Genomic DNA, 19,955 nt, shown 5'->3' with positions numbered 1-19,955 from the left:
CCTCTCCCCAGCCCCTACGCCCGAGGGCGCTTAGCCCCGTACTTTGAACGACCGCGCTTACGATCCACCACGCCAAGAGTGTCCTTGGCCCCCCGGATAATATGATAACGTACTCCAGGTAAATCTTTCACACGTCCACCGCGAATCAGCACAATCGAGTGCTCCTGCAAATTATGCCCAATCCCGGGAATGTACGCCGTCACTTCAACCCCGCTACTTAGACGCACACGCGCCACCTTACGCAGAGCAGAATTCGGCTTTTTTGGCGTAACTGTCATCACACGCGTACACACTCCGCGCTTCTGCGGACAAGCCTGCAACGCAGGGCTCTTCGTACGAGAAAAAACCGCCTTACGCCCTATCCTCGTCAATTGATTAATTGTTGGCATTCTTTTCGCTCACTTCCCCAAAAAAATCCTCAACACCGTAAACCTTGCCGCACACAGCACACGCGGCTAGGATACTCAGAATAGCCAAACCAGGTCAATCCGTCACGCTTCGCCTTCAGGTTCCCCTTCCATACCCGCAACTGCCTGGGCAAGCGCCTCCTCTTCAAGTTTTCTACGCCTGATAACTTCCTCCATCTGCACATCAAGATCCCGCTTGTTCTTGTCAAACAGCTTCACCTGACGATAACGCCGCATCCCCGTACCTGCAGGAATTAAGTGCCCTATAATGACGTTCTCCTTCAACCCACACAAGTCATCAACAGAGCCTGCAATCGCCGCATTGGTGAGCACCTTGTTCGTTTCTTGGAAAGATGCCGCAGATATGAAAGAGTCTATGTTCAACGCCGCCTTCGTTATACCCTGGAACATTGGGCGCGCAACCGCAGGCTGCCCCCCTTCCGCTTCAACCCGACGGTTCTCTTCGTGAAAACGGTACTTATCCACCTGTTGCCCGTAGATAAAACGCGTGTCCCCAACCGAGACAACCTCTGTCTTTCGTAGCATTTGCCGCACCACTAAACCAATGTGCTGGTCATTGATTGAAACACCCTGCACACGATACACGTCACGGATCTCATTCATCAAATAGTTTTGCAAAGCATTTTCACCCAGAATTGCCAGGATATCATGGGGATCAAAGCAACCATCACACAAGCGTTCGCCCGCCTCAACCGTATCTCCATCACGTACTAAAAGCTGACGCGACATGGACACGAGGTGCTTATATTCCTTCCCGTAATGGTCACGCACCACGACAATACGCTTACCCTTAAACAGTCCTTTGAACGACACAACCCCAGAAATCTGTGCCAAGACAGCCGCATTCTTAGGGCGCCGCGCTTCAAATAATTCAGAAACACGCGGCAGCCCCCCTGTAATATCCGACGTCTTTTGAATTGCTTTTGCCAGTTTTACAATGACCGTACCCGCCTTCACCTGCGCGCCTTCTTCAACCATCAAGCGCGCTTCCTCTGGCAAGTAGTACGAACCCAGCGCATTCCCCGACTCATCAGAGATGAATACCCGCGGTTGAAGCTGTATTCCTGTTTTCAACGTCGTAATCCTGCGCTCCACCATCCCCGTTTCAGTATTTACCTCTTCGATGAGCGTAGAGCCCAAAATAATATCTTCGTACCGCACAAAGCCATCCTGCTCTGCCAAAATAGGTTCAGTGAACGGATCAAACGTAGCCACGGTCTTTCCGGGCGGCACATACTCGTCTGCCTTGATTACTACATTAGAACCATTGCGAATTTCCGTCTTTTGCTCAGGCCCTACCAGGTACACGGTTCGATCGATTATACGCGCAAAACCACTCACCGAAGCGTACACTGTCTGCCCATCGGTGGTGTGGTAGAGAACCTCATCCTTTAGCACCCGCGCGCGGTCACGCACCTGCACGCTGTCACCCTCTTGAAGCTGATACTCTGCCAGAGTTTTGTGAAAAAAGAGCGTCCCCCGACGCGTGAACAGCTGAGAGCCATCCTCCATTTTCACATGCACCCCCTCAATACTCTTTACCAGTATGGGATACTTAAACGTGATGCGGTTCTCTTCCGTAGTACTGCTTGCCGTACCCCCAACATGGAACGTGCGCATTGTCAGCTGCGTACCCGGCTGACCAATGGACTGAGCGGCTACAATCCCAACCGCCTCCCCAATTTCTACAATTTTGTTGCGTGCAAGATTCCGCCCGTAGCAGCACACACACACTCCTCGCTTAGATTCGCACGTGAGCACGGTGCGCAACTTCACTGACTCCACGCCCGCTTCTTCCACCTTTTCTGCACGCTCATCGTCGATGTATTCGTTCACATCGAGCAGCAGTTCATGGGTGATGGGGTGTTCTACACGTTCAAGCGTATACTTTCCTACGATGCGCTCAGCAAGCGATTCAATAATTTCATCGCCGGACTTCACCGCGCGATATTCAATGCCATTGATGGTACCACAGTCCTCCTCGTTCACCACCACATCTTGCGCGATATCAACCAGACGACGTGTCAAATACCCCGCATCAGCGGTCTTTAGCGCAGTGTCTGCGAGCCCTTTGCGTGCACCGTTGGTAGAAATAAAAAACTCAATGACATTGAGTCCCTCTTTAAAATTAGAACGAATAGGCAATTCGATGATATCCCCACTCGGCTTTGCCATTAAGCCACGCATTCCCGCCAGTTGGCGGATTTGATTGCGACTCCCGCGCGCACCTGAGGTAGCCATCATGTAAATGGTATTAAATCCATCCTTGTCGCGCTCAAGTGTTTCCATCATGAGCGAAGTGAGCTCCTCACTTGTTTTGGACCACACCTCAACGACGCGATTATAACGCTCCTCTTGCGTGATGTGCCCCCCGCGGTATTGACTCGCAATCGCTAGCACTTCCTTGTTCGCCTTTTCGAGCATCTGCACCTTCTGCTCAGGCACGATGATGTCGTCCATACTGAGCGTTGCACCAAAGAAGGTCGCGTAGGTATAACCGATAGTTTTCAGTGCATCGAGCATCTGCACCGCAAGCCAAGAATCCTGACGCTTGAACACCCGCTCAATTAATTTCCTGATGCGTTTGTCATCAAGCGTTTCGTTGACAAAAGGAATCTCTGCGGGAACTTCCTCATTCAACACAAGCCTTCCTGCAGTAGTGACCACAAGCTGACCATCACATTTGTGATACCGCACTTGAATCTGATCCTGCCAGCCGATTACCCCCTTTTCCGCAGCCATCATTACCTCCTCCACCGAGGAAAAACGGCGAGGACGAGCACCCTCCGGCAGAGAGCGTTCCTTTGTCAGATAATACAAACCCAGAACCATGTCCTGAGACGGATACACAATCGTGCGCCCATTTGCAGGGTCAAGCAAATTGCGGTTCGACAACATGAGCGTCCAACACTCCATCTGTGCCGCCTGCGTCAGCGGCACATGCACCGCCATTTGATCCCCATCAAAATCAGCATTAAAAGGTTTACACACAAGCGGATGAAGACGAATCGCCTTCCCCTCCACCAACACCGGCTCAAAAGCCTGAATGCCCAATCGATGCAATGTCGGCGCCCGATTAAGCATAACCGGATGCTCTTTTACCACTTCATCCAACACCGAAAATACCTTCGGCGACTCTTGTTCCACGAGCATCTTTGCCTTTTTGATGTTCGAGACAATTTCTTTCTCAACCAGCTTTTTCATAATAAAGGGCTTAAACAGCTCAAGCGCCATTTTTGTAGGCAACCCGCACTGCCACAACTTAAGTTCAGGCCCCACTACGATAACCGAACGCCCGGAATAGTCGACCCGCTTGCCCAAAAGATTCTGGCGAAAACGCCCTTGCTTCCCCTTGAGCATGTCAGAAATAGACTTAAGCGGCCGGTTTGACGCACCTTTAATCGCGGGCTTGCGCTTAGAATTATCAAAAAGCGCGTCCACTGCCTCTTGCAACATGCGCTTTTCGTTCCGAATGATGATATCCGGCGCCTTCAGTTCCATGAGCCGAATCAAACGGCTATTGCGGTGGATCACACGCCGATACAGGTCATTGAGATCTGAGGTAGCAAAACGCCCCCCGTCGAGCTGCACCATAGGACGCAAATCAGGCGGGATCACCGGGATAACGCTCAAAATCATCCATTCCGGCTTATTTCCCGACACCCGAAAGTTTTCTACGATCTCTATGCGACGCAGCAAGCGTTTGTCGCTTTTCGCACCCTTCTCCATCATCTTCTCACGCAACTGTGCAACAAGCGCATCAAGGTCAAGGTTTTGCAAAAGGGTGCGGATAGCCTCCGCTCCCATTCCCGCCGTAAAGCCGCCACCGTAGCGTTCCTGCGCGTCATTGTACTCAGTTTCAGTGAGCAACTGATTCTTTTTTAAATCGGTGTCGCCCGGCTCTATGACTATGTACTTCTCATAGTACAAAACAGAACGCAGTGCGATCACCTGCAGATCGAGTAACAAACCCATTCTACTTGGTACACAACGGTAGTACCAAATATGAGAAACAGGCGTTGCAAGCTCAATATGCCCCATGCGCTCCCTGCGAACCTTGAAATGCGTTACCTCCACCCCGCACCGATCGCAGATAACACCCCGGTACCGAATTGACTTAAACTTTCCACAAAAGCATTCCCATTCCTTTGTAGTACCAAAAATGCGTTCACAAAAAAGCCCTTCACGTTCAGGACGCAACGTGCGGTAATTAATTGTCTCAGGCTTTTTCACCTCTCCATAGGACCATGCCCGAATGGTATCAGGGGAGGCAAGCTTTATTTGTAAACTGTCAAAATCCCGGATATCCTTCATTCCCTGCACCCCTTAAAATTTAGAGCCAATCTTATTCGTCATTTCTTCATCGCGCTCAGTGAGCGGAATCTGCTTGCCCTTCGCATCGTAAATCGTAAAGTCGAGCGCAAGTCCCCGCAGCTCCTGCACCAACACGTTAAAAGATTCAGGAATACCGGTAGGAGACGAAGCCTCCCCCTTTACAATTGCCTCATAAATTTTAGAACGCCCGTGCATATCATCCGATTTAATCGTTAGCAACTCCTGCAGGGTATTCGCCGCGCCGTAGGCTTCAAGCGCCCACACCTCCATTTCCCCGAGACGCTGCCCTCCAAACTGCGCTTTACCCCCTAAGGGTTGCTGCGTCACAAGCGAATATGGACCTGTAGAGCGGGCGTGCATTTTGTCATCCACTAGATGCGCAAGCTTCATAAAGTAAATAACCCCCACAAATACAGGGTTTTGAAAATAATCCCCCGTGCGTCCGTCACGCAGCATCACTTTTGAATTAGTCGGAAAACCTGCCTGCATCAACTTTTCCCCAATCTGCTCGTTGCTTGGAGATTGAAAGACAGGAGACTCATACCATTCGTCAAGCCGCAACCCCGCAAGTCCCAATTCAGATTCAAGAATCTGTCCTATGTTCATACGAGAAGGTACACCGAGCGGGTTCAAACAGACATCAAGCGGGGTACCATCATCCAGATACGGCATGTCTTCTTCAGGAAGGATGCGCGCAACGATACCCTTGTTACCGTGGCGACCGGCCATTTTATCCCCTTCACGCAGCTTACGCTTGGTAGCGATAAGAACCTTCACCACCTCTGACACCCCGGGGTTTAAATCATCTCCCTCCGAACGCCTGAGTCGCTGCACGTCAATGACTGTACCCTCAACTCCATGCGGCACACGTAGAGAAGAATCACGCACTTCCTTCGCCTTCTCCCCAAAAATAGAATTCAGCAGCCTAAACTCTGGCGTCGTCTCAGACTCGCTTTTTGGCGTAATCTTTCCGATAAGCACGTCCCCCGCACGCACCTTTGACCCAATACGAATGATCCCTTCTGCATCCAAATTATCCAGATTCTTCTCAGACTTATTCGGGATATCATTCGTCATTCGTTCAGAACCCAGCTTGGTTTCACGCACCTCAGTAGAAAATTCTTTGATGTGAACCGAGGTGAACATATCCTCCTTTACCACCCGGTGAGAAATCAAAATGGCATCCTCGTAGTTGTAACCGTTCCACGGCACAAAACCAACTAGAATGTTTCTGCCAAGCGCAAGCTCCCCTCGATACGTTGCAGGACCGTCTGCAAGCGCATCTCCTACCTGTACCCGATCTCCCACGTGCACTATTGGCCGCTGGTGGTAACAGGTATCCTGATTTGTCCGCTGATACTTAAGTAACGGATACACGATCTTCTGCTCTTCCCCAGACGCCGCGGCGGAACAAACCACTATCTTCTCTGAGGAAACGTAGGCAACCGTTCCGTCTTGCTTTGCCTTCACCAGCACTCCAGAGTCATATGCACACTTCTCTTCCATGCCTGTACCCACGCGCGGGGGTTCAGGAAAAATAAGCGGCACTCCCTGCCGTTGCATGTTCGACCCCATTAACGCACGGTTAGCATCATCATGCTCAAGAAACGGTATGAGAGAAGCAGAAACAGAAATTATCTGCTTGGGGGAAACATCCATATACTGGATATCCTTAGGACTACGCGTACTGTAATCCCCCCGGTGCCGACAAGAGACATGATCTACACGGATGACTCCGTCCGGTCCTACCGCCGTAGAATCCTGCCCAATGTAGTAGCGATCCTCGTCCATAGCATCCAGGTACTCAATCTCTTTCGTAACAACTCCGTCACGCACCCGTACATAAGGCACCTCCAAGAACCCATACCCGTTAACGCGTGCGTAATTGGCCATAGAAACAATTAAACCGATATTTGGTCCCTCGGGGGTCTCAATGGGACACATCCGACCGTAGTGCGTGTAGTGCACATCGCGTACCTCAAACCCAGCACGCTCCCTTGAAAGTCCACCAGGACCAAGTGCGTTCAAACGTCGCTTGTGTGTCAACTCCGCCAGCGGATTGACCTGATCCATGAACTGAGAAAGCTGACTTGCACCAAAGAACTCCTTAATCGCAGCCATGATAGGTTTTATGGAAATGAGATCCTGCGGCTTGATCGTTTCCGTTTCCTTAGAACTCATACGCTCCTTCGCAATACGTTCCATGCGCAAAAAGGCCGTTTTTAACGTATTGGTCATTAATTCCCCCACCGAACGAATACGACGGTTGCCCAGGTGATCGATATCATCTTCCTGTGCATCACCGCTATACATTCTGATGAGAAATTTCATGGTATTTACGATATCGTCGAGGGTGAGCGTGCACTCAGTAGTCGGCGAGTCAGAGCGAAATTTCTTGTTCAGCTTGTAGCGCCCCACCCGCCCTAAATCATAGCGACGTGGGGAGAAAAACATTGTCTGCAAATCTTTTTCCGCCGCGTCCATGGTCATAGGATCGCTTGGTCTTAGCGCTGAGTATACAATACACAGTGCCTCTTCACGCGAAAGCTCGTCCTGTGCACCCGACTTAGAGAACTTCATTTCCTCTCGTTCAAGACAATTGATAACGACCGCAGAACGCAACGAACCTTCCGCTTCAAGGTTAATAACGTAGACCTCACATATGCCGTTTTGCAGCAGATCATCGATGACATGGGGATGGATTTTCTCTCCTGCTTTGTACAACACCCGGGTTTCACCCTGCTCATTTTCCACCGTCACCGATCGTGCCAGGATCTTACCTGTGAGCAGCTCGTACTCCGCACGATCCTGACAAACAGGTGTCTTTTCTATGGCGTAAAAGGCCTCGATGATTTGCTCACGCGTTTCGTAGTGCAACGCACGCAAAAACACGGTGCCTAGGATACGTCTCTTTTTATCAAGCTTTGCATAGATGAGATCTTTTTTCTGATCAATTTCAAATTCAAGCCAGCTTCCCCGGTACGGAATAATGCGGCTGGAGAATACCTCCCGTCCTTCCTTGTCCTTCTCATGAGAAAAAACAACACCAGGGGAACGATGGATCTGGGATACCACCACACGCTCCGCACCGTTGATGATAAAGGTGCCGCGTTCAGTCATCTTGGGGATATCTCCCATATAAATGTCTTTGCGCCTAATCTCCCCCGTATTGTTGAAACGTAAATCAACAAGCGCCTTCAGCGGAATGGCGTACGTCAAACCCTTTTGTTTGCACTCCGCCTCGGAGAACTTGATGTTTTTCTCATCAAGGGAGTATGATTGGTACTCGAGCGTCATGTCCCCCGTAGAGCTCTCGATAGGAAAGGTAGTCTTGAATACGTCTTCGAGGCCGAGCTCCTCTGTAGTACCGGAGATAAGGGTGTCGGCGCCGGACGGTGCATTCCGGGCCCCATGCAGAAAGGTGTCGTAAGATCGGAGCTGGATTTCGATGAGATCCGGGATGTCCATAAAATTCCTGACATCCTTTCCCACGTATACTCTGTGTGTTTTGCAAACTCGTGCTGACATGCACTCCCCCCTCAAGCTGCACCGAACCGACACGGTGCTCCCTATACCACACGCTCTACCGTAATACTCCCCACACAGGGGAGACGCCGTCCCCTCCACTCAAGCGAGGAGAACGCGACTCAACCCGCATGCCAAAATGCCGAGAACAAGTATGAAAAGAAATAGAAGCCCACGCTCTACTCAAAAGCGCGACGCCCTCCCACACGAAAGGGTGTCAGAGGCACACAACGACGCGCCGGACGCATGCAAAAAAAAACCAGACACTAGGAAATCTCAATGAGCGCACCCGCTGCGGTCATTGACTCTTTTATCTTTGCCGCCTCTTCCTTGGACACATTTTCTTTCAAAGTCTTTGGCGCACCCTCCACCAGATCCTTCGCCTCTTTTAGGCCAAGCCCTGAGATAACGTTGCGCACCTCTTTAATGACCGCGATTTTTTTGCCTGGTTCTGCAAGTCCTTTGAGCACAACAGCAAACTCTGTCTGCTCCTCAGCGGCTACAGAACCTGCTCCGCCACCTTCCGCTACCGGCGCTACCGGCACAGCCGCGGTAACTCCAAACTCCTCCTCCACCGCCTTGATAAGCTCAGAAAGCTCCAGGATGGTCTTGCCCCGAATCGCCTCAATAATCTGTTCATTACTCAACGCCGCCATATTATCTTCTCCTTGTATGCGAAATAACCCCTATAAACGGACAGGAAGACAGCACCTCAGAAGCCTGACCGCCTAACACATACCCCGTAACTAAGTTACAACAACCGCCTAGGACGAATCACCTCCCGACACCACGGAAACTTCTACACCCTCATCCCTTTTATCCATCACAGCCTGTAATACGCGTACGAACTTCACCGTCGTTGCATTCAGCGCAGACAAGAACATGGAAATGAGCTCTTTCTTTCCAGGAAGCTTCGAATACGCTTCTACCTTCGAAGCGTCAAACACCTCCCCATCAAGAATTGCACCCTTCACCACTAAGGCAGGCACTTCCTTTGCAAAATCGAACAGCACACGCGCGACGCCATTCGCATGCTCCGTGTCCACTAGGGCGATGGCCGTGGGCCCCACCAGATACTCTCCCACCGTCATGTTTAGGGACGTAAAGGCGATATTCGCAAAATTGTTACGCACCACCCGATACACGCACGAGAATTCGCGCAGCGCGCGGCGCAACGCGGTCAGCTGCTCAACCGTAAGCCCCCGATACTCCGTAAAGATATAAGAAGAAGCCTCACCCAAATCACGCGTAAGGCTCTCGACAGCAGCCACCTTTGCCGGCTGCAGCCTTCGTGCGCGTACTGCCATACTACTCCTCTGACTTATGGACAACCCAAATCCCAGGCCCCATACTGGAGCTGAGCGAAATCGAACGGACAAAACCAGCTTTTACGTCAACGGGCTTCTTGCGATCCATCTCCGACAGAAACACGTCAACATTCTCTACAATCTGCGCAGAGTCCATCGTCGTTTTCCCTACTGCTAGATGGACCACACCTGTCTTATCCGCGCGAAACTCGACACGCCCCTTTTTCAACTCACAGACAGCAGCCCCCAAGTCCGCACTGACCGTGCCAGTCCTCGGGTTAGGCATCAGCCCTCTGCGACCTAACACCATACCAAGACGACCGACGTCCTTCATCATGTCAGGACTAGCAACGACCACGTCGAAGTCAAACCAGCCTCCTTTTACCTTCTCAAGATATTCAGCATCGCCTGCATAGGCAGCACCTGCAGCAAGCGCTTCCGAAACACGATCCTCTTTACAAAAAACGAGCACACGAACCTCGGCCCGAAAACGGTGGGGGAGCACAACCGTATCCCTCACCGTCTGATTCTTCTTAAGCCTCAGACTAACGTGCACCTCCACCGTCTCGTCAAAGGAAGCATACCTCACTTCCTTAAGCAAACCTACCGCACGGTCAAGGCTGAACCGCTCGGCGCGATCATAACGCGCAACGGCAGCGCGATACTTCTTCCCCCTCTTCATAATGAACGCTCTACCTCCACCCCCATGCTGCGTGCCGTACCCGCGATGATACGCTTCGCAGCATCGAGAGTTAAAGCGCTCATATCAGGTAATTTCACTTGAGCAATCTCCGTTAACTGCGCCAGCGACAAGCGCGCAACCTTCTGCTTAACAGAATTCGTCGATCCTTTTTCGATCCCACACGCCTTCCTAATAAGAACAGCCGCAGGCGGCGTTTTCAGCACAAACGAAAAACTCTTGTCAGAATAGACGGTGACAACCACTGGCACCACCAACCCAGGCTCCATGGATTTAGTACGGTCATTAAACTGCTGCACAAACTGCGGGGCACTAACCCCGTGCGGCCCAAGCGCAGGCCCAACCGGCGGCGCGGGCGTCGCCTTGCCTGCAGGACACTGCAGCTTTATCTGAGTAACCACTTTCTTCTTCGCTGCCATATTGGCCTCTCCTTATGACGTAAAAAACAACAAAACACCCGAAACCAACGCGTAAACGGCAGGCAATCATGCGCATTGCAACACTCTCCACCCTGGAAGAAGAAAATCAGAGCGCCTCCACCTGGACTAGCTCCAACTCCACAGGAGTAGCGCGGCCAAAGATGGTGACTGCCACACGCACCTTGTTGCGTTCACTCATCACCTCCTCCACCTCACCCGAGAAAGTAGCAAACGGCCCCTCAACGATCCTCACCTGTTGTCCAACCAAAAAAGTCTGAGCGATACGAGGAGTCCTATCCCCCTTAATTTCCCCCGCCTTCTGCAAAATACGCCGAGCTTCATCCGCAGAAACCGCCTGAGGCTTCGCATTGCCCGAAGAACCCAAAAAACCGGAAACACCAGGAATCCTGCGCACCTCGTTACACACTATCCTCCAGTCAACCTCGGGCAAATCCATTTCCACCAACAAGTAACCAGGGAAAAACTTACGCCTAACCACCCTCTTCTTACCATCTTTCACCTCGGTAAGCAGTTCCTCAGGGATTTTTATATCAAAGATAACGTTCGTTGGAATCCTCGCATGCTCCACGAGCATACGGACAGCCCGCTCCACCCTTGCCTCGCGACCCGAGAACGTGTGCAGAATATACCACTCTTTCGCCATTCTATCCCCTCAGAAGAAGAAACTCAGCAACGCCACGAACAGAGCATCGATAAGCCCGAGGAAAAGCGCCATGACAACGGTAGAGACGAGCACTACCTTAACCGCGGTATGTACCTGAGTGCGCGCAGGCCACACCACCCTCCTGAACTCGGCAACGCACTCCCTACGAAACTTTGCGAACTTCAACATGAAACACCTTTTCGAAAGCACTCAGGCCAGGAAGGACTCGAACCTTCAACATTCGGTTTTGGAGACCGACGCTCTGCCATTAGAGCTACTGACCCACAAATCCCCGGAAAACACCAGAAAACCCCGTGCGTAACAGATATGACGACAGCCTACTTTATCTTCGCCTCTCTATGCAGCACACGTCTACGCTCAAAAGGACAATACTTCTTGAGCTCGAGCTTTTCCTGAACGTTACGTCGGTTTTTTGAAGTGGTGTAATTACGCCGCTTGCATTCAGTGCACTGAAGCGCAATAAGCTCCACCGCCGTCCTCTTTGCCATACCACCCCTCCTCACATCCACAGACGGAAGCTTCCGAGCGGGATTGAACCGCTGACCTCAACCTTACCATGGTTGCGCTCTGCCAACTGAGCTACAGAAGCAACACAGACAGGACTCCCCGAGCCGCCCGGAGGGCCGGCCCGCATTGTACAACGCCTCACCTCACACATCAAGCACGAAACACCTCCCTAAACAGGCAGCCAACCAGCCTGCCCCAGAAAGAAAGGCGCGTCACCTAACCGAGAGACACGTGTGCGCTCGCGTCAAGGGCGAGAATCGTCTTACATTCGGAACAACGAAAACGCCCCTGCTTAGTCGCCTTTAACTTCTTAGAGCAGATCGGGCAAGAAAACACCTTCGGAAAGGTGTCCACCTTCAGCGGTGAGACCTTGTTCCTAAAAAGGCTAACTGCATCCGCAATAGAATCGCGAATGTTAAAAAACTGAGAAAAACCAAGTAACTGGAAAACCTCATACACCTTCGGCTGAATATCGAGGAGAACAATATCGCCACCTTTAGGCTTGACCGTTTTTAGAAACGCCGTAAAAGAACCAATTCCAGTGGAGGAGACATAATTCAAAGAGGCGCAGTTAAATACAATACGCGTGTAGCCTGCATCGATAACCTTCGCAATCCTCTTTTGAAAAAAGGAAGAATTGTAAGTATCGATGTACCCGTTGAGGAAAACAACGACGCCACCCCCAAGGTCATCGATCTTTTGCAGATTCATCCTAAGACTTTCGTCTTTCTCGTCATCGAATCCCGGAACAACAGTACCCATAGGCCATCCCCACTAGCAGTTTTGCGCACTCTAGCACAAATAGCCCGATATAACAATAGGCGCCGGTATCTTCCCTACAGACAGTACAGCAGCAGGGGACCGCTCCCCTCCCCTCGCGACTGCAAAAATACAACGAGTGCAGTACACACCCTAGAGAAAAACTATTGAAATTCACACGACACTCTTTCTGTTACCGGCAGAACTCAAAACCACACACCGCCTACCAGAATGCCCTGCTACAGGCAATCATAGCGCAACGGCATCAAGAGCACGCAGGAAGTGTACAGGCATACGTGCACGCAACACCAGCGGTTTACATGCACATGGCAACACAAGACTGTGTGCGAATAACTGGAGCCTTTTTACTCCCCACGCACGAGCACACGCCTTGTTACGCGCGAAATCACCGTATTTGTCATCCCCAATTATAGGACATCCTAGCGCAGCCAGATGAATACGAATCTGATGGGTCCGACCACTGTGCAACGTGAGTTCAAGATATGTATGCGTATCAGTCGCACGCAACACACGGTATGCAGTATGCGCGGCACGCACAACCTGACACCGCCTTGCTGCCGTACCGGTACGGATAGGAACGCGAATATCACCACACTCTCGGGGAGGTCGCCCAAAACAAAGTGCGCGATAGCGCTTAATCACACGCATGCTGCCTAAAATCCCCTGGTACAGAGCAGCTGCCCGTGCATGTTTTGCAAACAGCAGCACGCCCGCGGTGTCCTTGTCCAAACGATGCAGAGGAAACAGACGCACCCCAAGCTGTTTCTGTAATACGTCAACTACGCACACCCGCACCCGCGCACCCGGCTGTACTGCAAGTCCTGCCGGCTTATCAACGGCCACCACCGCTGCGTCCTGAAAAATAATCGGCAGTGCCACATCCTCTCTCCTTTCCGTCCCGCACCTATACCAGGCACCGCATACTACCGGTCAACCAAACACGCAAACAGCAGGATAACACGGAGTACATCTACTCGCCCTACAGCACATTTACAGGATCTACGTCAGATTCTACGTACACCCCCGCCGGAGCTCGAAATTCATCTAAAAAGCTGCGCGCCACCTGCTGCACCACTGGGAATGACGGGGCACGCAGCAGTATTTGCATCCGATAGCTGCCTGCCACCTGCGCCACCACACACGCTGCAGGTCCCAGTACGTCCGCACCCAGAGGCATCTGCGCCGTCAAAAGCGCATGTGCCGCATACGCGGCGTCTTTAGCCTTGCGCTGCGTCTTGCTGCGAAAAACAAACCGAATAAGGCGCACAAAGGGCGGAAAACACAGCGCCTCCCGCTGCGCAAGTTCTTGCGCATAAAAGGACTCACAATCCCCGTGCTGCGCACACACCACCGCAGGATGCGCAGGATTGCGTGTTTGGATGATGACCAGGCCGTTATCTACATAGCGACCCGCACGTCCGGCCACTTGCATCATCAAGGCAAAACTCCGCTCGGCGGCGCGAAAGTCTGGCGTGTGCAATCCAGTATCTGCGCAGGCAATACCCACTAAACGCAGCGTAGGGAAATTAAATCCCTTTGCTATCATTTGCGTACCCAACAGTACATCGATTTTCCCCGCGCGAAACTGCTCCATCGTCTGCTGCACGTGCCCTGAGCGCAGCGCATCGGTGTCCACCCGTGCAATACGGTATTCAGGAAATAGCGCCTGTACCGCTTCCTCAATATACTCTGTGCCCACCCCGCCGTATCGGGTATCAAATGAATGACAGCACGGACAACTTTCAGGCGGCGCCTCTTGCCTGCCGCAGTAATGACATTGCATTGCCCCCACACGTTTGTGCCACGTCAAGGGAACTGCACACTGCGTGCAACACAGCGTGTATCCACAGCTGCGACACTGAAACGAATAGGAAAATCCTCGACGATTCAAAAAGAGCATCGATTGATATCCTGCCTCCTTCGTCTTGCGTATTTCATCCACCAGACGGGTAGAGAGTAACAGGGCCTCTTTTGACACGTCCACCACCTCAAAACGCGGCGGAGCCCCTCCCGCAACACGCGCAGTCAATGGTAAACGACGCACCGCCCCCCGCAGCATCGCGTACCAGGCCTCCACAGACGGTGTTGCAGACCCCATGACAAACGGACAGTTCGCGTCCATACAGCGATACATCGCTACCTGTCGCGCATGATAGCGCGGCACATGCGCAGACTTATACGAACTGTCATGTTCTTCATCCATTATCACAAGGCCCAGCTGCTTCAACGGAGCAAAAATTGCACTTCGAGCTCCAATCACTACACAGTGACGCATGCGCTGTATGCGCCGCCACTCACCTAGGCGCTGACTGCCACTGAGCGCTGAGTGCAACACCGCCGCCTGACTGCCAAAGCGCACATACACCTCCTGGAGCACCTGGTGAGTGAGCGCTATCTCAGGAACAAGATAGATAACCGACTTGCCACGCGCAAGGACTGCCTCGGCTGCGCGCAAGAACACTTCCGTCTTCCCCGACCCTGTCACCCCGTGCACATAAAAACTGCGCGCACCGGTGCTCGCGGTAATCGCATCAATCGCCTTGCGCTGTTCGCCCGAAAGCGCATAGGTGTCAGTGCGCCGAACACCCGCACAAGAAGCAAAAGAAGACAATGTCCGTTCTCGTTTCCGAGACGGAACCACCGCACACAGCGCCTGACCTAAGGCACACAGGTAGAAATGCGCCATCCAACGCGCACACGCAAGATGCGTTTGGTCAAAAAGCGCTTCCCTGTCAATGACGCGGATGATCTCCTTGAACGTGCCAACTGCACCACCGCAATCAGCAGGCGAAGAATGTGATTCACTTATCACAAATCCAATGAGTGTACGCGCCCCAAAGGGAGCAAGAACTCGTCTACCCACGAGTGCCTCACCCGCGTGGGCAGCACACGCACGGTACGTAAAGCTTTTATCCAGTGGAACGTCAAAAACAAGCTCAAGCCACGGCGCCATGATTTTATATTGGCATGTGTGCGTCCTGCTTCAACTGCAGCAACCGTGCACGAAACGTTTTGAGATCCTCCCACGCCGGACGTTTCAGCGCTTCATCCCGTAACAACGCACTCGGATGGTACGTAGCCAGAAGGGGAATCCCCTGATAGGTAAAAAAGCGCCCGCGCAACTTGCCAATACCATCGGTTGTTTGGAGCATGTGCTGTGCGGCGCAGCGGCCGAGCGCCAAAATAGCACACGGGCGATGCAGCGTAAGATGCGCATGGAGGAACCGTGCACAACACGCAGTCTCGTGGGGTGTTGGTGTGCGGTTCCTTGGCGGCCGGCACTTAACCACATTGGTGATATAACAATTTTGCTGACGCGAAAGTCCAATCGCCGCAAGCATTGCGTCCAGCAATTTACCTGACTGTCCTACGAACGGACGACCGCTTCGATCTTCTTCCGCTCCAGGGGCCTCCCCAACGACGAGCACGTCTGCGTCTGCAATACCCTCTCCCACCACCGCATGTGTACGCTGTTGATACAACTCACACGCACGGCATGCAAAAATTTCCTCGCGCAAGGTTTCGTCCGTGTATACAGACCCGTCACTGCTTCTCACACACGCATCGGCAGTGCTCTGCGCACGCTCTCCTGCATGATTACGCGGTGAACACGCAGCATTCGGTAAAATTACCGAATCATTCCTAGGACGGGGCCCAATACCCTCGGTGCGAAACAAATCCAGACAATCGCGCACCACACGCACGAAGCGTGCGATACTCTCTCTGTCCCCAGCGTGCATAGGACTGAGCCTACCATAAACTGCGTACATGACGGTACCCGATCCTTGCATCTGTCAATAGACACTACACGAGCTCTGCCCGCGCACAGTGGGAACGAACCGACGCGTACGCACCTGGCAGCCGTTCGGGTAAGTCTGTTAAAAACTATACCTGTGGCACCACCCAAGATATTGAAAGATTCCTCCTTCCGTGTTACACCGCGCATCGGCCCTTCGGAGGAGTACTGTACCATGCACCGTAGTAAGTCTTTGGCTTTTGTTGCGCTTTTTGCCGCACTCATTAGCTCGAGTGCGCTCGTTAGCATTCCTCTCAAGCCTGTTCCGCTTGTACTGCAGAATGCAGCGGCCGTTCTCACCGGTTTATTGTTGGGACCGCGAGACGGTGCACTCGCCGTTCTCAGCTTCCTCGGGGCAGGACTCCTTGGTCTGCCGGTTTTTTCAGGAGGTCGGGGCGGATACACCGCGCTTTTTGCCCCTACGGGAGGATTCCTCCTTGGATACATACTCGCTGCTACGCTCGCTGGCGCAATCGCGCAGCACCACCGCCTGTCTTGCACTCCACCACGCGGTGGTGGACGCGCACTCCTTCTTTGGATCAGACTTACCGTCGCAACGCTCGTTGGTTTTCTTTCGATTTACTCCATCGGTCTGCCGGTTCTCGGTTACGTGCTTGGCCTCAGGACCGGGGAGCTCATGCTAGGAGTCTTCCTTCCCTTTTTTCTTGCCGACACCCTGAAAATCGCCCTTGTTGTCCTACTCGCCCATCATCTTGCCCCTACAGTTCGCCGCCATTTGTACCGTCATGGTTGATGCCATAGTATTCGCGTGTCGCGGGTGTGTACGCGCCACAGGACACGGTGCATCTTCTGTGGACGCATGAGCGCAGATGTCGCGGCAGACACGGCTGTGGAGTCGTGCGCAGGACCGCTGCTTGAACTGGTCAATGTAAGTAAGTCTTTTGAGCGCGACTGTGAAGTATTACACTCCGTTTCGTTTAGGGTGTTTCCTGGGGACTGTGTCGTCCTCGCAGGTGCAAATGGCTCGGGTAAAACTGTGCTCATGAACATCCTTGCAGGACTTGAACCGCCGTCCTCCGGCCGTGTGTATATGGCACGCGGGACTACTGTCGGTCTGGCGTTTCAAAATGCAGACACCCAGATCCTAGGCGAAACGGTATTTGAGGACTGCGCCTTCGGTCCTCTGCAGTGGGGATATTCCCGCGCAGAAATTGACGCACGTACCAACAGCGCACTTGCAGCCGTGTCACTGCTTGACCGGCGTGACCATTACGCCCGAGCGCTTTCAGGTGGAGAAAAAAGACGCCTAACCGTTGCCGGCGTACTCGCCTTGGATGCAAAGGTAGTCATTCTTGACGAGCCGTTTGCAAACTTAGATTACCCCAGCGTTCGTCAGGTTGTGCAGCTCATCATAAGCCTCAAACACGCAGGTAAAACGCTTGTTATCATCACCCATGAGGTTGAAAAAATACTCGCTGCTGCGACGCGTCTATGCATCCTTTCTAAGGGGGTCATTTCCTACGATGGCACGCCACAGGATGCACTCGACAGTAGAATTTTCTCTTGCTACGGACTAAGAGATCCTTTGCACTGTCCGCGCACTCTTTCAGATCTCCTTTGGATCTAGGTAGCGGCATGCATGCAGTACTTCCACCTGCTAGGAGGAGTCAAGGAAATGTATGTTTTTCTCTCTTTATGAACGCCGGCAATCGCTGCTTCACCGTGCTCCTCCTGTAGCGAAAGTCGCAAGCTTCGCTCTCCTTCTCCTGTGCTGTAATGCACAGAGTTGGTGTATGCACGCGTCGCTTACACTTGTGCTGCTCGCATTAATGCTCATTGTCACACGTTCTCTGAAACGCGTGGCTGCACACATACGTGTAGTTAGTATCTACCTCGTTTTTTTCTTTTCTCTGAAGATCCTGCACACATTTTTCAGCACCGGTGTTGTTAGCGCTACACAAATCAACCAGCACATGCATGCAGGATACCATATAGGCATCCGCCTATTTTTATTGCTGTGCGCATCTTCACTTTTTTACGCGTGCACATCCCGTTTGGAACTTTTCTCCCTGTGTCTCCGTATGGGAAAGGTGCTACATGTGCGCAGCACAGCGTACACAACACCCTGTGCAGTTTACGTTATGATGCTCGTATTGTACTTCGGACACGATATCTTTCGTGAGTGGACGGAGCTCCGCCTCGTGTGGAGAGCACGGACGCGCGCGAACACCTCTCTTTACAACTGGGTAGACGCGACCCTCCATTTTTCAAAAACACTATTGACTCGGTTGCTAGAACGCGCGCAACACCTCTCCCTACGAAGGGCGGACTTTAAGGTTTCGGATAATATTTTGTCAAGCGAGTGATGGGCAAAGGGGAGCCTGGCTACTACCTACTTTCCCGCGAATGAGCAGTATCATCGGCGTAGGAGAGCTTGACTTCCGTGTTCGGGATGGGAACGGGTATGACCTCTCCACCATGGCAACCAGGCAAAATATTTTACGCAAAGGGGTAGGGTGAAGGAGAAGGATGAATAATATGGTCAAGCCTCACGACTTATTAGTACTGGTCGGCTTAATACCTTACGGTACGTAGACCTCCAGCCTATCGACCTTGTAGTGTGCAAGGAGTCTTCAGGAAGGTCAACCTTCAGGGATATGTAATCTTGAGGCGGGCTTCCCACTTAGATGCCTTCAGCGGTTATCCCTTCCGAACATAGCTACCCAGCACGTACCCTTGGCAGGATAACTGGTACACCAGAGGTTCGTCCACTTCGGTCCTCTCGTACTAAAAGCAGCTCCTCTCACATATCCAACGCCCATAGCAGATAGGGACCGAACTGTCTCGCGACGTTCTGAACCCAGCTCACGTACCGCTTTAATTGGCGAACAGCCAAACCCTTGGGACCTGCTTCAGCCCCAGGATGCGATGAGCCGACATCGAGGTGCCAAACTTTCCCGTCGATGTGAACTCTTGGGGAAAATCAGCCTGTTATCCCCGGAGTACCTTTTATCCGTTAAGTGACGGCGCTTCCACACGCTACCGCCAGATCACTAAGACCTACTTTCGTATCTGCTCGACCTGTCGGTCTCGCAGTTAAGCCTCCTTGTGCCTTTACACTCGCGCACCGATTTCCAACCGGTGTGAGGAGACCTTCGCGCACCTCCGTTACCTTTTAGGAGGCGACCGCCCCAGTCAAACCGCCCACCTACCACGGTCCCTTTGCCGGATCCACGGCCAAAGGTTAGAAACCTGACGTACCAAGGGTGGTATTTCACTGTTGACTCCGCCTAACCTGACGGCCAAGCTTCTCTGTCTCCCACCTATACTACACATGGTAAACCAAGTTCCAATAGTAAGCTACGGTGAAGGTTCACGGGGTCTTTCCGTCTAACTATGGGTAACCGGCTTCTTTACCGGTACATAAATTTCACCGAGTCTCGCGTCGAGACAGTGTCCAGAGTCGTTACACCATTCGTGCGGGTCGGAACTTACCCGACAAGGAATTTCGC

The 19,955-nt window shown here is 52.4% G+C and carries 17 protein-coding genes, 2 tRNA genes and 2 rRNA genes (1 of these 21 running past the window's edge); 3 read left to right on the top strand and 18 right to left on the bottom strand.

The features are described from left to right. Positions 1–14: 14 nt before the first annotated feature. From rpsL to TPCCA_RS01150, 16 genes are all read right to left on the bottom strand, one after another. Positions 15–389 carry a 30S ribosomal protein S12 gene (rpsL, locus tag TPCCA_RS01225; protein ID WP_010881691.1) on the bottom strand — a complete coding sequence of 125 codons (375 nt, stop codon included), beginning with the start codon at positions 387–389 and terminating at the stop codon, positions 15–17. 102 nt (positions 390–491) lie between these two features. Beyond that, positions 492–4,742 (bottom strand): DNA-directed RNA polymerase subunit beta', encoded by a 4,251-nt coding sequence (gene rpoC, locus TPCCA_RS01220; RefSeq protein WP_010881690.1) that lies wholly within the window; start codon positions 4,740–4,742, stop codon positions 492–494. 12 nt (positions 4,743–4,754) lie between these two features. Continuing rightward, positions 4,755–8,291: a DNA-directed RNA polymerase subunit beta gene (gene rpoB / locus TPCCA_RS01215; RefSeq protein ID WP_013944920.1), complete on the bottom strand. Its 3,537-nt coding sequence runs from the start codon at positions 8,289–8,291 to the stop codon at positions 4,755–4,757. A gap of 263 nt (positions 8,292–8,554) precedes the next feature. Continuing rightward, positions 8,555–8,944, bottom strand: a complete 390-nt coding sequence (gene rplL, locus TPCCA_RS01210; RefSeq protein ID WP_013944918.1) for a 50S ribosomal protein L7/L12 — start codon at positions 8,942–8,944, stop codon at positions 8,555–8,557. A gap of 108 nt (positions 8,945–9,052) precedes the next feature. Further along, entirely contained in the window at positions 9,053–9,595 is a 543-nt protein-coding gene (gene rplJ, locus TPCCA_RS01205; RefSeq protein WP_013944917.1) for a 50S ribosomal protein L10, read from the bottom strand. 1 nt (position 9,596) lies between these two features. After that, positions 9,597–10,277, bottom strand: a complete 681-nt coding sequence (rplA, locus tag TPCCA_RS01200) for a 50S ribosomal protein L1 (RefSeq protein WP_013944916.1) — start codon at positions 10,275–10,277, stop codon at positions 9,597–9,599. After that, on the bottom strand, positions 10,274–10,714 hold the full coding sequence (gene rplK / locus TPCCA_RS01195; RefSeq protein WP_010881685.1) for a 50S ribosomal protein L11: 441 nt from the start codon (positions 10,712–10,714) through the stop codon (positions 10,274–10,276). The genes rplA and rplK overlap by 4 nt, the downstream gene beginning before the upstream one ends. Positions 10,715–10,820: 106 nt before the next feature. After that, complete coding sequence (gene nusG / locus TPCCA_RS01190; RefSeq protein ID WP_010881684.1) at positions 10,821–11,378, bottom strand: transcription termination/antitermination protein NusG; 558 nt, start codon at positions 11,376–11,378, stop codon at positions 10,821–10,823. A gap of 9 nt (positions 11,379–11,387) precedes the next feature. Further along, positions 11,388–11,567: a preprotein translocase subunit SecE gene (secE, locus tag TPCCA_RS01185; RefSeq protein ID WP_010881683.1), complete on the bottom strand. Its 180-nt coding sequence runs from the start codon at positions 11,565–11,567 to the stop codon at positions 11,388–11,390. A 22-nt stretch (positions 11,568–11,589) separates the two neighbouring features. Continuing rightward, positions 11,590–11,662 (bottom strand) — tRNA-Trp (locus tag TPCCA_RS01180). 54 nt (positions 11,663–11,716) lie between these two features. Then, positions 11,717–11,887 (bottom strand): 50S ribosomal protein L33, encoded by a 171-nt coding sequence (rpmG, locus tag TPCCA_RS01175; protein ID WP_013944915.1) that lies wholly within the window; start codon positions 11,885–11,887, stop codon positions 11,717–11,719. Positions 11,888–11,915: 28 nt separating this feature from the next. Then, positions 11,916–11,988 (bottom strand) — tRNA-Thr (locus tag TPCCA_RS01170). A gap of 134 nt (positions 11,989–12,122) precedes the next feature. Next, the gene (locus tag TPCCA_RS01165; RefSeq protein WP_013944914.1) at positions 12,123–12,668 is read right to left on the bottom strand and encodes an STAS domain-containing protein; all 546 of its coding nucleotides are present in this window, start codon (positions 12,666–12,668) and stop codon (positions 12,123–12,125) included. Between the two features lie 246 nt (positions 12,669–12,914). Beyond that, positions 12,915–13,565, bottom strand: coding sequence for an RluA family pseudouridine synthase (locus TPCCA_RS01160; RefSeq protein ID WP_013944913.1), 651 nt, complete (start codon positions 13,563–13,565; stop codon positions 12,915–12,917). 100 nt (positions 13,566–13,665) lie between these two features. Continuing rightward, positions 13,666–15,639: a replication restart helicase PriA gene (gene priA, locus TPCCA_RS01155; protein ID WP_013944912.1), complete on the bottom strand. Its 1,974-nt coding sequence runs from the start codon at positions 15,637–15,639 to the stop codon at positions 13,666–13,668. 4 nt (positions 15,640–15,643) lie between these two features. After that, the gene (locus TPCCA_RS01150) at positions 15,644–16,456 is read right to left on the bottom strand and encodes a uracil-DNA glycosylase (protein ID WP_013944911.1); all 813 of its coding nucleotides are present in this window, start codon (positions 16,454–16,456) and stop codon (positions 15,644–15,646) included. Between TPCCA_RS01150 and TPCCA_RS01145 the strand changes: the two genes are divergently transcribed. From TPCCA_RS01145 to TPCCA_RS01135, 3 genes are all read left to right on the top strand, one after another. Further along, on the top strand, positions 16,421–17,236 hold the full coding sequence (locus tag TPCCA_RS01145; RefSeq protein ID WP_193386055.1) for a biotin transporter BioY: 816 nt from the start codon (positions 16,421–16,423) through the stop codon (positions 17,234–17,236). The two genes, TPCCA_RS01150 and TPCCA_RS01145, sit on opposite strands and share 36 nt — an antisense overlap. Positions 17,237–17,302: 66 nt before the next feature. After that, positions 17,303–18,070: an energy-coupling factor ABC transporter ATP-binding protein gene (locus tag TPCCA_RS01140; protein WP_013944909.1), complete on the top strand. Its 768-nt coding sequence runs from the start codon at positions 17,303–17,305 to the stop codon at positions 18,068–18,070. 52 nt (positions 18,071–18,122) lie between these two features. Then, complete coding sequence (locus TPCCA_RS01135; protein WP_013944908.1) at positions 18,123–18,809, top strand: CbiQ family ECF transporter T component; 687 nt, start codon at positions 18,123–18,125, stop codon at positions 18,807–18,809. A 13-nt stretch (positions 18,810–18,822) separates the two neighbouring features. Here the strand turns inward: TPCCA_RS01135 and rrf are convergent. Further along, positions 18,823–18,933 (bottom strand): 5S ribosomal RNA (gene rrf, locus TPCCA_RS01130). Positions 18,934–18,981: 48 nt separating this feature from the next. Further along, positions 18,982–19,955: ribosomal RNA gene (locus tag TPCCA_RS01125) — 23S ribosomal RNA — on the bottom strand (it continues 1,979 nt past the right edge of the window).

The organism is Treponema paraluiscuniculi Cuniculi A, assembly GCF_000217655.1.
Classification (GTDB): domain Bacteria; phylum Spirochaetota; class Spirochaetia; order Treponematales; family Treponemataceae; genus Treponema; species Treponema pallidum.
This window is presented reverse-complemented; position numbering and strand designations above follow the sequence as displayed.